The organism is Rossellomorea sp. GAMAL-10_SWC, from assembly GCF_049568075.1.
Taxonomy (GTDB): domain Bacteria; phylum Bacillota; class Bacilli; order Bacillales; family Bacillaceae_G; genus Gottfriedia.
Genome location: NZ_CP144911.1, coordinates 545,651 through 560,317, shown reverse-complemented (window position 1 = coordinate 560,317; position 14,667 = coordinate 545,651). Strand labels below are relative to the sequence as shown.

Here is a 14,667-nt window from a genome sequence, read left to right as displayed (position 1 = left end):
GACTAAATTACCATTATCTTGAATTAGTCACTCTTTTAATGTTTGATTTTTAAACACAAAAAAGAAGCCGATAATCAGCTTCTTAACTTTTCATTGAACTAAAGCTCTGCGTTAGTTTAATAAGAGTTATTTATGTAGTTGTGATATATAAAAGGATTGTGATGCAACTAAAATTATAATTACCGATAAGACAAAGAAGGTAATTGACCAACTTTTCTTTTTTAAAATATATTGCTCTATCCCAGATAAAAACATATATAACGCAAGGGTAATTCCTATTAGTCCAGAATAGAAAAAATTAGCGGCGAGAGATGATTTTAAGGAAAAAATAAAAAATAACGTAACTGGAATTCCCAATATCATTTGAGTAATTACGATCGGCTTTATCCTGTTCTTGAAAAAACGGTCGCTAAACGTCATAAAACGTAAGCCCTCCTTTCTGTAAAAAAATGCGTTTATTTCTATATAGTCATTCTTGTTATTCAACTAATGCAATACTTAAAGAACACAATAAATTATGTTGGTATTCTTAATTACTATATAAATTGTTGACTGTCTAAAATATTAAATGTACTACTTAGTTTTTAAAGAATATATATGCTCATCAACGAAACCTTTAACAACCTTTCCAGTATTCTGAAATCCTACTGATTCATATAGTTTTTTTGCCTTCTCATTTTCTGGATGGAAGCTTAGTAGTATCTCTTCACATTTAAAATGGTTTACTATTTCTTGTATTACTAAGTTTAATCCTTCTTTTCCATACCCTTTACCTTGGTGGTTAAAATCTATCATAAATCTACAAATTTCATATCCTTGAAGTTCTTCTGAATAACCATACATAGTAAATCCGATTAGGGTTTCATTATAATAGATAGCTTTTGTGACCCAGTTTCCTTCTATACTAGACTGTGCTAGAGAAAAACAATTAGAAGCAATATTTTTTTCGAAAATTTTATTCGCTTGATCATTAGCACTTCTAAGCATAACGATGTTAAACCAGTTTTGAATAGTGACTTCTTTTAATACGATCAAGTTGAATACCTCCCTTACATATTTAAATTTTACCAAAATTCCAATAATTTCGGGTAAATTAATTATATAGATTAAAAAGTTACAGCATTAGGAAATAAGTAAATAAGTGTCTTAGATGGACTTGAACTATTTCTCATTTATACTCAAATTACCTTTTTCAACTAAACTGCCATATAGTAGAATAAGAAATCAACAATCTACTTTAACAGTTCCTTCTTATTAAGAATTAAAAGGACTAAATTTCTGAATTTCAAAATAATCTTTTCTTCTACATACTTGATCAAATAATTCACATAAAAAAACTACTTTACTAAATGTTAAGTAGTCAAAATTTTAATCTTTCATTTTTATTTTTCGTGTACTGACATTCCTTTTATATATGAGGTAATTTCGTTATCTGGGATTAATTTGTAAGATTTTTGTTGGGTATTTTCAGGATTAAGCCTGTCTTCATAAATAGCCCTTAAATGTGCAGTTCGGTATAATTGGTTTTCAAATGAGCCACGAGATATTTCTAATGGAAGTTCAACACCATTGAAAAATTCAACAACTGATCGATTGTATTTACCGCCTCTGAAATTAGAAACATGATTGTAGGAGATCCAAGAACATTCTACTTTTAAAGAAGATGAAGTGGGGAAAAAGAAAATTTGATTCATTGAGCTGATCGCTATTGGTGGTTTGTGAGTGATGGAAATCATTTGTTTCGTTCCTTCACGCCTACCCCGGTAACTACTTCCGAAGTAAGCACAGCTCCTTTCTATAATTTCAATCGGTTTCATTAAAACATAAAAATTATCATCTGTTTCGAATACTTTTGAAATTACAACTAAATCGACCGTAAATTCTGGAATGATTGCCATTGTCGACTTATTAATCTCATACTCATTTAATACTTTAACTTGTCCTTTCACATGATTCATCATTACAACTCCTTCTGTTATTAGTATTGAACTGTTAAATTTTGTTGGCTACAAGTTAGTCTCTTAAATAATTTGATAGCCAACAATAAAGTTTAACAAGATCAGACAAAGAATTTTTTAACATGAAGTATAGTAGCAACATTGATGTTAGAGAAATAATATCACAAATCTTTATTTATAAAATCATTTTTTGAATACTTTAACAAAAGTGTCATTGTTTACTAAATTTTAGGATAAAAGCCAATAGAAAAACCACCTTTCTCACATTCGAAAAAAGTGGTTTTTTTACTAATTAATTAGATGAAAATTGTTGTTCCTCAGTAGAGCCTTTAAGAGCTGTTGTTGAAGAAGTTCCTCCAGTAATAATTTGAGCTACTTGATCAAAATATCCTGTTCCAACTTCGCGTTGGTGTCTTGTTGCAGTATAGCCATATTGTTCACTTGCAAATTCAGCTTGTTGAAGTTCTGAATATGCTCCCATTCCACGATCTTTGTAGTTTCTAGCTAATTCAAACATGCCAAAGTTTAACGCATGGAAACCAGCAAGAGTAACGAATTGGAATTTATAACCCATTGCTGCAATTTGTTGTTGGAAAGTCTCGATTGTTTCGTCATCTAGTTTCTTTTTCCAGTTAAAAGAAGGTGAGCAGTTATAAGCTAGTAATTTACCTGGGAATTTGGCATGAATAGCATCTGCAAAACGTTTTGCATCCTCTAGATTTGGCTCTGACGTTTCACACCAAACTAAGTCTGCATACGGTGCATAAGCAAGACCACGAGCAATTGCTTGATCTAACCCCGCTTTCGTACGATAAAAACCTTCAGGTGTTCTTTCACCTGTAATAAATTGTTTATCGACAGGATCAATATCACTTGTAATTAAATCTGCTGCATCTGCATCAGTTCGTGCAACAATAAGGGTAGGTACTCCCATTACATCCGCTGCTAAACGAGCAGAGATTAAGTTACGCACCGCCGTTTGTGTTGGTAATAATACCTTCCCACCTAAATGGCCACATTTTTTCTCCGAAGACAATTGATCTTCAAAATGCACACCTGCCGCTCCTGCTTCAATCATACTTTTCATTAGTTCAAATACATTTAATTGTCCACCGAAACCAGCCTCTGCATCTGCCATAATCGGTGCGAAGTAGTCGATTTCTTCTCCACCTTCAACATATTGAATTTGATCTGCACGTTGGAAAGCCTGATTAATTCGTTTTACAACTGCTGGTACAGAGTTTGCCGGATATAAGCTCTGATCTGGGTACATTTGACCAGAAAGATTCGCATCAGCAGCTACTTGCCAACCACTTAAATAAATAGCCTTCAAACCTGCTTTTACTTGTTGAATTGCTTGATTTCCAGTTAATGCTCCTAGTGCATTAACATAGCTTTCTTCATTTAAAAGCTTCCATAATTTTTCCGCGCCTTTTTTTGCCAATGTTTGTTCAATATCGATTGATCCTCTTAATTTAATTACATCTTCAGCAGTGTATGTTCTTGTAATGCCATTCCATCTAGAATCCAGCTCCCAGCTTTCTTGTAATTCAGCAATACGCTTTTCACGATTTTTCGTCATAATCAATTCCTCCTAATTTTATAAAAAGTTATATCCTTTTAAAGTCAGAAAGTCAGCAAATTCATCGTTGCTAATTAACTCATCAAATAATCCAATTGCTTCATTAAATCGTTTTGCTTCAAATTGTTCTTTCCCAATTTCTAGTTGAAGCTTCATCATTTCTTCATTTTTTAAAGAATCAACTAATTGTAAAGTAATGTTTGTACCATCCTCTAAAACACCTTTTTCATGACGCACCCATTGCCAAATTTGCGCACGCGAAATTTCAGCAGTCGCAGCATCCTCCATTAAGTTGTAAAGCGGCACCGCACCTCGACCACTTATCCATGCTTCAATATATTGAATCGCAACTGTTATATTTGTTCTGAGACCTTGTTCCGTAATAACACCACTAGGAATCTCTAAAAGATCCGCCTCTGTTACATTAACATCCTCATGTTTTCTATGAATCTGGTTTGGTGTAGGCATAAATCGATTAAACTGTTCAAGAGCTACAGCTACTAAACCAGGATGAGCTACCCAAGTTCCATCGTGTCCATCCTTCGCTTCACGCTCTTTATCTTTTCTTACCTTTTCAAACGCAACTTCATTTCGCTCTTTATCATCTTTAATTGGAATTTGAGCTGCCATTCCTCCAATTGCTGGAGCATTTCTACGATGACAAGTTTGAATAACTTTTTGAGAATATGAACGCATAAAAGGTACTTCCATTGTCACAACAGATCGATCAGGTAAAATAATTGATTTGTCGTATCGCATCATTTTTATAAAACTAAAAATATAATCCCATCTGCCACAATTAAATCCAGCTGAATGATCCTTTAATTCATAAAGTATTTCATCCATTTCAAATGAAGCAGCAATTGTTTCGATTAATACAGTTGCTTTAATCGTTCCAACAGGTATATTCAATTCATTTTGAGCAAATAAAAAAACATCATTCCATAATCTTGCTTCCAAATAGCTTTCCATTTTTGGTAAATAAAAATAAGGTCCAGAGCCATTTTTTATTGCTTGTTTCGCATTATGAAAGAAATAAAGTCCAAAATCTACTAAGCTACCAGACATATTTTCACCATTTACAGTGATATGTTTTTCTTCTAAATGCCAGCCTCTTGGTCGAACTAATAGTACAGCTGGCTTCTCTTTTAACTTATATGTTTTTCCATTTGAATGAAGTGAAATTGTTCGATTCACAGCATCTCTTAAATTAACCTGCCCAGAAATTATATTTTCCCAAGTTGGAGAAGTAGCATCCTCAAAATCAGCCATGAAAACAAATGCATCAGAATTCAATGCATTGATAATCATTTTTCGATCAACTGGTCCTGTTATCTCTACTCTTCGATCTTGTAAATCCTCTGGAATAGGTGCAATTGTCCATTCACTTTCACGAATGTGTTTTGTTTCCTCTAAAAATTGGAGCTTTCCCCCATTTTGTAAAAAACACATTCTTTCTTTTCTGTTTAATAACAGCTGTTGTCTACGTTGATCAAATTTCAGATGTAATTGCTCTAAAAAATTTAATGCTTCAGTCGTAAGAATGTCAGTTGAACCCTCTACATGATTACCTAGAACTTTGATTTTTGAAAGCTCAGTTGTCATATGATCCCTCCATTCAGTTATATAACAGATATTGATTACTTACGTTATTATATAACAGTATATTCGGATTTGATATTAAATTCTGAAAATATTTCTAAAAGAATTTTCGACAGCTTAACTTTTTTAATAAGATCACCTCAGTAAAAGTTTTAGAGAAAAAGTTGTTTTTTACTAAAGGTTCCAAATTCTTCAAATAAGATTTTTCATACATAATACAAAAAAAGCTTGTAGATATTGGTACAAAACCAATCAATCTACAAGCTAAACATTCAAAAAAGGATTTACTCTATTTATTGTTGTTTCTTTTTTCAGCTGCCTCTAAATACTTCATTCTTTCCAACATAGTCGGATGATCATATCTGAATAATTTCACTAAAAATGGTGGATTTACTTGAGACAAGCTGTTTTTGGATAACTTTTGAAACGCTATAATGCCTGCCTCTGGATCATGTGTTAGCTTAACTGCATATAAATCTGCTCTTTTCTCAGCACTTCTTGAAAATGCATTTGATACTGGATCAGAAATAAAACTTACTACTCCACTAACGATTAAAAATAGTGTTAAGATGACGGCCATTTTTTCAGTAGAATTACTGCTTCTACTCTTGGATAGTACATACCTCATTAATAAATGAATGATATACAGACCGACTAAACTACCTGCTAACATACCAAACATTGATTTATAGATGTCTTTATGAACGTAATGTGACATTTCATGAGCCATGATGAACATAATTTCATCTTCAGTAAGCCCTTTAAGAGTTGTATCCCATAATACAATCCTAGCGTTTTTACCTATACCAGTAACATATGCATTATAAGTAGTTGTTTTCGTGGACATATTTACTTCATATACCCGATGTGCAGGAATATTTGCTTCTTTAGCAAGGGTAATAATTTTCTTTTCTAAATTTTTATCTTTTAATGGGTAAAAATCATTATATAAGGGATCAATTACTACAGGCTGAATAAACGTTAAGAAAATTGTAAAAGGAATACTTAATAGCCATGCAGTGAGCCACCATTTCTTTGGTTGTTTTTTGATTAATAAATACACAACATACACCACAAAAAACATCATGGCAAAATTTATCCAAAAACCAATCATTTCATCCTTCATCCACGCATTAAAGGATTGAACAGACAATCCGTATTTCGTCGATAATTTAAATCGATAGAAATCAAATGGAAATGAAACGATATATGTAGCGACCGATACAAAGAAGAAATATAATAAGACTTGTATAAACTTAAATCTAGTCAACTTAGATAATGAGTCACCTAATCTTTCAATTGATCCACTTAATAATAAAAGTGATAATACAATCCAATCAATCGGCAAGGTAATAAAGTAAAGAACATTTTTTAAAGTGCTATAACTAGTACTTAAATTAGCTTCCTTATGATTCATGAATGTATGTGGATCTACGAAAGTTCCTTTATATTTTGATGGTAGGTCAGAAGTCGTAAAAACATAAAAGTATAACAGGACTAAAATGATATAAACGAGATAGCCTAGACAGATGTATTTGGTTAATTTAGATTTAGTTGCTTTTTTCATAAAATCTCCCCCCATTCTATATTATCAACTTTGTCCAATTTTTTAGAACTTCAACCTATGATATTTTTAAATACTTTTTTTCTATTTTGAAGGGATTTTTAGGAAAATAAAGATACAACCTTTATCAAACGTAAAAAATTCCGTCCAGCACTTTTAGAATAAAATTGGGAAGATCTTAAACAGTTTTTATAAATACCAAGAATTAGTAATCTATCCTAATGGAGAGAAATTTAAAATGTGAGAATGGTATATCGGAGGTTATTTTTCATTTCTAGTATAAATTCAACTTTATTTTATAGATAATTAGCAGACTAAAATCATTTTTTTATTTAAATTTGAAAGAATTAGAATAGTTTTGCATGTTTTCCATTTGAAAGGATCAACTACTGTCCATTTTTTAGTGTGCAATACCTTAACTGGTATGGCAAAATAAAAAAGGAGAGATCCCCTCTCCTCTATTACCTCAATTTATAGTCTAACTGAATCTTTCAACGCTCTTCTAAGTATTTTACCTGTTGCATTTTTTGGTAGCTCTGGAATGAACTCTATTGATCTTGGTACTTTATATTTGGCTAAGTGTGCTTTGCAATATTCTGTCAAAGACTCCACACTTAATGAAGGATTTTTTGAAACAACATAGGCTTTTACACTTTCACCAAAATTATCGTCTGGTAATCCAATCACCGCACATTCAACAACATCTGGATGATTATAAATTACCTCTTCAACTTCACGAGGGTATACATTATAGCCGCCAACAAGAATCAATTCTTTTTTTCGATCGACTATATAGAAATATCCATCTTCGTCTATTCTTGCTAGGTCACCAGTATATAACCAGCCATCGCGTATCGTCATTGCTGTTTCTTCTGGCATATTATAATAGCCTTTCATTATATTTGGTCCGCGGACGATTAATTCACCTACTTCACCAACTGCAACTTCTTCACCAAGAGCATTTACAACTTTATTTTCTACATTGCTGATATTTGTCCCAATAGATCCTGCTTTTCTAGGACGGTCTAATGGATTAAACGTCGTAACAGGTGAAGCTTCTGACAATCCATATCCTTCTGAAATAATAACTTTAAATTTCTTCTCAAAATTCTCTAAAAGTGCAACCGGCAATGATGAACCACCCGAAATGCAAAGTCGAATTGACTCAAAGTCTTCTGTTTTCCCTTCAGGGAATTGATATAAGAAGTTGTACATTGTTGGCACACCTGCAAATACAGTTGCTTTGTATGTACGAATAATATCAAATATTTCTTTCGGGCTAAATTTAGGCACTAAAATAACAGTAGCTCCATACATTAAAGGCGCGTTTAAAGCTACAGTTAAACAAAATACATGGAATGCAGGTAATGTTGCAATGACCTTTTCTGTATTTGAAAAGCTTAAGAAGTGTCCAGCATCCATGGCATTTGAATATAAGTTTTTATGCGTTAACATAGCTCCTTTTGGTTTTCCTGTTGTACCAGAAGTATATAAAATGACTGCTAAATCGTCATCATGTAATTCAGGTCCTTTGAAATCTAGATCTCCAAGTCCAACTACATTTGTAAACGATTTCAATTTATTGTTCTCAAATTCATAAGGATTTTCTTGTTTTGTTTCACAAATAATGAAGTGATCGATATTAGGAAGAATCGGTGAAGCTTTTTCTACTAGTGGAAGAAATAAGTCTAAGGTGATAACTGCTTTTGCGTCGCCGTTTGTTAATATGTATACTAATTCATCTGGTGCATATAGAGGATTAACCGGTATTACAGCCGCTCCAACCTTCAAGGCACCATATAGTGCTATAATAAAATGAGGAGAATTACCAACAACTAGAGCTACTTTATCTCCCTTTTCTATTCCTAATTTTGAGAGGCCACTCGCAAATTTCGTAATATAAGTCTCTAGTGTTGAGTATGAAAATATCTGCCCTTCAAAGATAATAGCAGAATGTTCAGGATGCCTCAAAGCTGATTGTGACAGTGTTTCAACTAAATTCAAGAAAAACTACCCCCTTTAAATATAAAAATTAAAAATATTCTAAATATATTATATTGCTAGAAAACAATTCTGGCAAGTGAGAAAACTAGCACTTTTTAGACTTCTAATTTTTTAACAAACAAAAAAAGAGTAGTTTCCTACTCTTTTTTTAAAATAATAAACTCATAAATTCTTCTTTCGTTACCTTACCAAAATAATGGGTAAAATTAACTTCATTTAGCTTATTTTCAATCACTTGTTGATCAAATTTACTACCAATCAGAAGCTGTTCTATATCAGATACATCTCCTACCCCAAAGAAGTCACCATAAATTTTAACATTCTCAATGATTCCTTTGTTTACATCTAAACGAAGATCAATCGAACCAGCCGCAAATCTTTTACTTTGTTGGATATTGCATTTAGGAGATTTTCCAAAATTCCAATCCCAATTTCGGTATCTACTCTCTGCAAGTTCTTTAATATTTTTTATATCTTCATCTGTCCATTCGTATCGCTCTATTTTCCCATGTTCTTTAAAAATAGATTGTAAAATTAAATCTTTAAATTCTAAGATTGTTAAATCGTCTTTTAAAAATTCCTTAATGTTCGCAACTCTACTTCGGACTGATTTAATTCCTTTAGATTGAATTTTTTCTAGCTTTACATTTAATGCATTTACAACTTCATCTATATTACTATCAAACAACAATGTACCATGGCTAAACATTCTACCTCTAGTAGAAAATTGTGCATTACCTGAGATTTTTCTACCTTCTGCTAATATATCATTTCTTCCACTAAGTTCAGCATTCACACCGATTTCCTTCAATGCCTCGATTACGGGCTCAGTAAACTTTCTAAAATTATGAAAGCTGTCACCATCATCTTTTGTAATAAAACTAAAGTTAAGATTCCCTAAATCATGATATACCGCTCCACCACCAGATAATCTTCGAACTACATGGATATTATGATCATTTACATATGAAGCATTAATCTCCTCGGCAGTATTTTGATTTTTACCAATAATGATTGATGGCTCATTAATATAAAATAAAAAGTATGTATTTTCAGGATCTAGATTTTTTAGCGCATATTCTTCCATCGCTAAATTTAATGTTGGATCCGTTATTCCCCTATTATCTAAAAATAGCATATGTATCCTCCTATAATTTTGATTTCCATTCAAAACCTGTATAAGCTAAATGAACAAGTCCATTATAATACTTTTGGGCTTCACTTATTAAATCTGTTGTATTTCCGCTATGAGGAAGATGTGATAATAATAATTCTTTTACATTCGCCTCATTTGCAATTGTTGCAGCATCTTTGCTGCTCATATGCCCTACTTTGGCACCATCTTGATGTTCATACATATTACAATCACTTATAAGCAAATCCGCGTTGGAAGAAAACGGTATGAAGTCTTCCGTATAGCTTGAATCAGCTGTATAGACTACTGAGTGAGTTGCTGTTTCAATTCGCATGGCAAAACAATCTACAGGATGAACTGTCTTAATAAATCGAATAGTAAATGGACCTAAGTCTAGAGCTTCATTTGGATTATATTCATATCCTTTTGTTGCTTCTTTATATGTTAACGAATTAAATTTTACATTATCAAAGTTATGTCCGTATATGGGTAAAGCAAACTTATCCTTTCCAGCGTTTACAAGTTTGAAGTATTGTAGTACTCCTATATCTGCAATATGATCATGATGATAATGTGACAGGATTACAGCATTTAAGCTTTTAGGATCTATGTAATTTTGCAATGTAGCTAATGCACCCGAACCACAATCAACCAATAGATTAAAATTTTTGGATTTAAATAAATAACATGAAGTTGCTTCACCTTTACCTGGATAGCCGCCCCAATAACCAATAACGGTTACTTTCATAAAACAAACACACTCCTTTAGATTTATTATTTCTATGAAAATTTAAATTTATAAGCTTGTCCTTACTGTTTTAAAAAAATAGGCGTTTAGATTATTTTTTAAAAATTGTACTAATACAGATTGACACAAAATACGTTGTAGTAATACAATACTAATAAGTTAACTAAAGGAGAGGGTAACATGCTTGTAAAAATGTCCGAATTTTTAAAACTATTACCAAAGAAAATATGTAAACACTGTAATTCGACGATTGAAGAACAACATGATTGCTACAGTAACACTTGTTCAAATTGCTTAAAAGATAGTTTTTAATTGAAGTCTTTTAGGTTCAGCAATTTTCTTAATGAAATGATTAAACATATTATTAGTACAGAGGCATAATAAAAAGAGCAACCTAAAAGTATCGATCTACTTTTTTGGTTGCTCTATTCTTTACTAATTGTTTTAAAAGCCTTAATAGCTTCGAACAGCTTGTTTTTCATGTGCAAACAAGTATTCAATTGTATCTGAAACTGCTTTCTCACCTTGATCTATACAGTCTGGTAAGCCGGACCCATAGAATGAGCAACCAATTACCGATACACCAGGCATTTCTTTTTGTAAATATTGTTCCATGTTTTTCGTACGCTCTTTATGATTAATCGTATATTGAGGCATAGCATCTTTCCATCTTGAAACAATATAAAACTCAGGTTTTTCAGTTATATCCATCGTTTTTCTTAAATCTTCTAATACAATTTCAACAAGTTCTTCATCTGTTTTATCGACTATTTCCTTATTGTAAGGTCGTCCAACGTAACAACGTAATAGAACTTTACCTTTTGGACAAGCATGTGCCCATTTTTTATGAGTCCAAGTACACGCTGTTATATTATAGTCATTATTACGCGAAACAACAAAGCCTGTACCATTTATATCCTTCTTAATTGCATGCTCTGGAAATGCAAGTGCAACATTCGCAACAGATGTAGAAGGAACTTTTTTGAAAGGCTCAAATACAGGTTTATTATTAAATAGTTGTGGAATAAAACGATGAGGCACTGTAACAATAATGGAATCTGATTCTATCTTTTCATTATTGCTAAGTAAAATCTCATATTTTTTCCCAATTTTATTTATATTAACTACTTGTACACCTTTTAAAACTTCCTCTTGGTCTAACTCTTCTTCAATTCGTTCAACAATTGTTTGAAGACCTGTACTTACAGTCTGGAAAATTCCTTTTCTCGGACCTTTTGATTTCTTCACAGGCATCTCTTTTTTCATTCCTAGAACAATACTTTGATGTTTTTGTTCAATTTGGAAGAATTGAGGGAACGTTGCCATTAAACTCATTTGATCAATGTCGCCTGAATAAATACCTGATAAAAGGGGTTCAATTAGATTCTCAACTACTTCATTACCTAGTCTTCTTCTAAAAAATTTACCTAATGACATATCCCCTTGGACATGTGTTTTTGGTAATACAAAATCTAAACCTGCACGAATTTTTCCTGCAGGTGAAAATAGACCCGAAAAAATAAAAGGCTTGATTTGTGTAGGAATCCCCATGTTTGAACCTTCTGGCATACCATGTAATTTATTATGGGCTAATACATATGATTTTCCAGAAGAGTTAAAAACGATTTGATCTTGGATCCCTAAGTTTTCAGCTAATCGATATGCACTCTTTTTCCTTGCCAAAAATGAATCAGGGCCACGCTCAATAACAAATCCATCTTTTCTAATTGTTTGGATTTTTCCTCCAAGCCTTGATGAACCTTCAATTAATTGAATATCAATTGGAAGATTATTTTTTAATTTTTCTTGTTTTAAATAGTAGGCAGATGTCAATCCAGTAATACCGCCACCAATAATGACAACCTTCTTATTCACTTCTTTACCTCCTATTTCAAAACCATATTATTGTTCGTTTAATTTTCTTAATACAACGGTACTAAGCCCACTTATAAATAATGGATCCGTATTAGGCATCGGTGGACGAACATATGCTTTTTGAATTTCATCCGTTACTAGTTTACATTCTATATCATTATCATATAGTACTTCTAAATGCTCACTTACAAATCCTAATGGTAAGTATACGTAAGTTTCAAAATCATAATTTTCATCCAACTCACGTGTTAAATCTTGTACATCAGGTCCAAGCCAAGGGTCTGGTGTATTACCAGCACTTTGCCATCCTAGAAAATAATGACGAATATCAGATTGCTGAACGACTAACTGGGCAGTTTCCTTAAGTTGCTCTGGGTATGGATCTCCATAGTTAAGAATTTTTTCAGGTAAACTATGCGCTGAAAAAATAAACGCCGTTTTGACACGTTGCTCTTCATTCATTGGTTCAAGAATTGCTTCTACTTCACGAACCCAATATTGAATAAATCGTTCTTCTTTATACCAATCATCTACATGGATAATTTTTGGCCCGTCTATTTTTTCTGAATGATTTGTAGCACGTTCGTTATATGACTTCACACTAAACGTAGAATAATGTGGTGCAAGTACGATACTAACTGCTTTTGTTATACCATCCTTTTTCATTTCATCTACTGCATCTTCAATGAATGGTTCAATATGCTTTAGTCCAATGTACATTTTGAATTCTACTTTGTCTTGGATCTTATTTAAATCTTTTTCTAATGCATTTGCTTGTTCAATTGTTATTTTTGCTAAAGGAGAGATTCCTCCAATTGCACGATATCGTTCTGTCAGTTCCTCTAGCGCTTCTGGTGAAGGCTTTCTACCTCTACGAATATCTGTATAATAACGCTCAATATCTGATTCTTTATATGGCGTGCCGTAAGCCATAACTAATAAACCGATTTTTTCTTTCATGTCATCACCATAGTCCTTTTATATTAAGCTTTAACCCTTGATGAATACTCATGTACAAAACTTGTTAATCGTTTAAGAGTATCAGGATTTACTTCAGGGAATACCCCATGACCTAAGTTGAAAATATGACCTGGATTTGCCATACCCTCATCTAATATTTCCTTCGCACGTTTCTCAATTACTTCCCATGGTGCTAATAAAAAGGCAGGATCTAAATTACCTTGAAGTGTTTTTGTAATCCCTAAAGAGCGAGCTTCAGTAATAGAAGTTCTCCAATCAAGCCCAATTACATCTACAGGCAGTTCATTCCATTCATGAATTAAATGGCTTGCTCCAATTCCGAACATAGTAGTTGGAATATGATCTGCTTTAAGTGCTGTAAAAATCTTTTCCATGCATGGTTTAATATAAATGCGATAATCATTTGCATTCAAAGCACCAACCCATGAATCAAATAATTGAATTGCACTTGCCCCTGCTTTAACTTGTGCTTTTACATATTTGATAGTCATGTCTGCTAAATGATCCATCAAAGCAAACCATGCTTCTGGCTCAGCGTACATAAATGATTTTGTTTTATTATAGCTTCTAGATGGTCTACCTTCGATCATATAGCTAGCAACTGTAAAAGGTGCACCTGCAAATCCAATTAATGGAACAGAAAGAACCTCTGTTGTTAATAATTTAATCGTCTCATAGATATAAGGTAGTTGCTCTTCTGGATGAATATCAGTTAACTTTTTTACATCTGCTAAAGAACGAATAGGATTGCTTATTACCGGTCCTACTCCTGATTGAATTTCTACGTCTACTCCAATTGCAGGAAGTGGAGACATAATATCTTTATATAAAATAGCTGCATCAACATTATATTGGTCCACTGGTAGCGCTGTTACGTAAGCGCATAATTCAGGTTGATGAGTAATTTCAAATAAAGAATATTTTTCTTTTATTTTTCGGTATTCTGGCTGAGAACGCCCTGCTTGTCTCATATACCAAACTGGTGTATGCGTTACTTCTTCTCCTCTAATCGCTTTAAGAAATGTATCGTTAAAATCTCTTTTCATCCTTCAAAGTCTCCCTTTCACTTTTCCAAACTCTACTATTAAATATACTGATTGAACCATTAATTGTATAGAAAACTCGAATTTTGACACATAATGTTCACTGATTTTACTATTTTTCTCAATTAATAGGTATATTTTACTACCAGACTTTTCCCATTAAAAATTATATCAA

General features: G+C 32.5%; 12 protein-coding genes. 1 reads left to right on the top strand and 11 read right to left on the bottom strand.

What is annotated here, in order from left to right:
• Nucleotides 1–573: 573 nt before the first annotated feature.
• The 8 genes from V5E38_RS02705 to V5E38_RS02670 form a co-directional block, all read right to left on the bottom strand.
• On the bottom strand, nt 574–1,035 hold the full coding sequence (locus V5E38_RS02705) for a GNAT family N-acetyltransferase (protein ID WP_387323539.1): 462 nt from the start codon (nt 1,033–1,035) through the stop codon (nt 574–576).
• A gap of 347 nt (nt 1,036–1,382) precedes the next feature.
• Nucleotides 1,383–1,958, bottom strand: coding sequence for a competence protein ComK (locus tag V5E38_RS02700; protein ID WP_097973724.1), 576 nt, complete (start codon nt 1,956–1,958; stop codon nt 1,383–1,385).
• Nucleotides 1,959–2,250: 292 nt separating this feature from the next.
• Nucleotides 2,251–3,540, bottom strand: coding sequence for an isocitrate lyase (gene aceA / locus V5E38_RS02695; protein ID WP_098234710.1), 1,290 nt, complete (start codon nt 3,538–3,540; stop codon nt 2,251–2,253).
• 18 nt (nt 3,541–3,558) lie between these two features.
• Entirely contained in the window at nt 3,559–5,145 is a 1,587-nt protein-coding gene (gene aceB / locus V5E38_RS02690) for a malate synthase (protein ID WP_499212113.1), read from the bottom strand.
• Nucleotides 5,146–5,431: 286 nt separating this feature from the next.
• Complete coding sequence (locus V5E38_RS02685; protein ID WP_499212112.1) at nt 5,432–6,709, bottom strand: M48 family metallopeptidase; 1,278 nt, start codon at nt 6,707–6,709, stop codon at nt 5,432–5,434.
• A gap of 468 nt (nt 6,710–7,177) precedes the next feature.
• On the bottom strand, nt 7,178–8,710 hold the full coding sequence (locus V5E38_RS02680) for a fatty acid--CoA ligase family protein (protein ID WP_499212111.1): 1,533 nt from the start codon (nt 8,708–8,710) through the stop codon (nt 7,178–7,180).
• Between the two features lie 148 nt (nt 8,711–8,858).
• The gene (gene lplA, locus V5E38_RS02675; protein WP_499212110.1) at nt 8,859–9,848 is read right to left on the bottom strand and encodes a lipoate--protein ligase family protein; all 990 of its coding nucleotides are present in this window, start codon (nt 9,846–9,848) and stop codon (nt 8,859–8,861) included.
• Between the two features lie 10 nt (nt 9,849–9,858).
• Nucleotides 9,859–10,593 carry an MBL fold metallo-hydrolase gene (locus tag V5E38_RS02670; protein WP_499212109.1) on the bottom strand — a complete coding sequence of 245 codons (735 nt, stop codon included), beginning with the start codon at nt 10,591–10,593 and terminating at the stop codon, nt 9,859–9,861.
• Nucleotides 10,594–10,773: 180 nt separating this feature from the next.
• Here V5E38_RS02670 and yhfH point away from each other — a divergent pair, with 180 nt between their 5' ends.
• Nucleotides 10,774–10,905 carry a protein YhfH gene (gene yhfH / locus V5E38_RS02665; protein WP_097973739.1) on the top strand — a complete coding sequence of 44 codons (132 nt, stop codon included), beginning with the start codon at nt 10,774–10,776 and terminating at the stop codon, nt 10,903–10,905.
• A gap of 141 nt (nt 10,906–11,046) precedes the next feature.
• Here yhfH and hemY read toward each other — a convergent pair whose 3' ends face one another.
• Genes hemY through hemE form a run of 3 tightly spaced genes read right to left on the bottom strand, consistent with a single transcriptional unit; the run spans nt 11,047 to nt 14,495 of the window.
• Nucleotides 11,047–12,468, bottom strand: coding sequence for a protoporphyrinogen oxidase (hemY, locus tag V5E38_RS02660; protein ID WP_499212108.1), 1,422 nt, complete (start codon nt 12,466–12,468; stop codon nt 11,047–11,049).
• A 27-nt stretch (nt 12,469–12,495) separates the two neighbouring features.
• Nucleotides 12,496–13,428 carry a ferrochelatase gene (gene hemH / locus V5E38_RS02655; protein ID WP_499212107.1) on the bottom strand — a complete coding sequence of 311 codons (933 nt, stop codon included), beginning with the start codon at nt 13,426–13,428 and terminating at the stop codon, nt 12,496–12,498.
• A 23-nt stretch (nt 13,429–13,451) separates the two neighbouring features.
• The gene (gene hemE, locus V5E38_RS02650) at nt 13,452–14,495 is read right to left on the bottom strand and encodes a uroporphyrinogen decarboxylase (RefSeq protein ID WP_097973744.1); all 1,044 of its coding nucleotides are present in this window, start codon (nt 14,493–14,495) and stop codon (nt 13,452–13,454) included.
• Nucleotides 14,496–14,667: the final 172 nt, after the last annotated feature.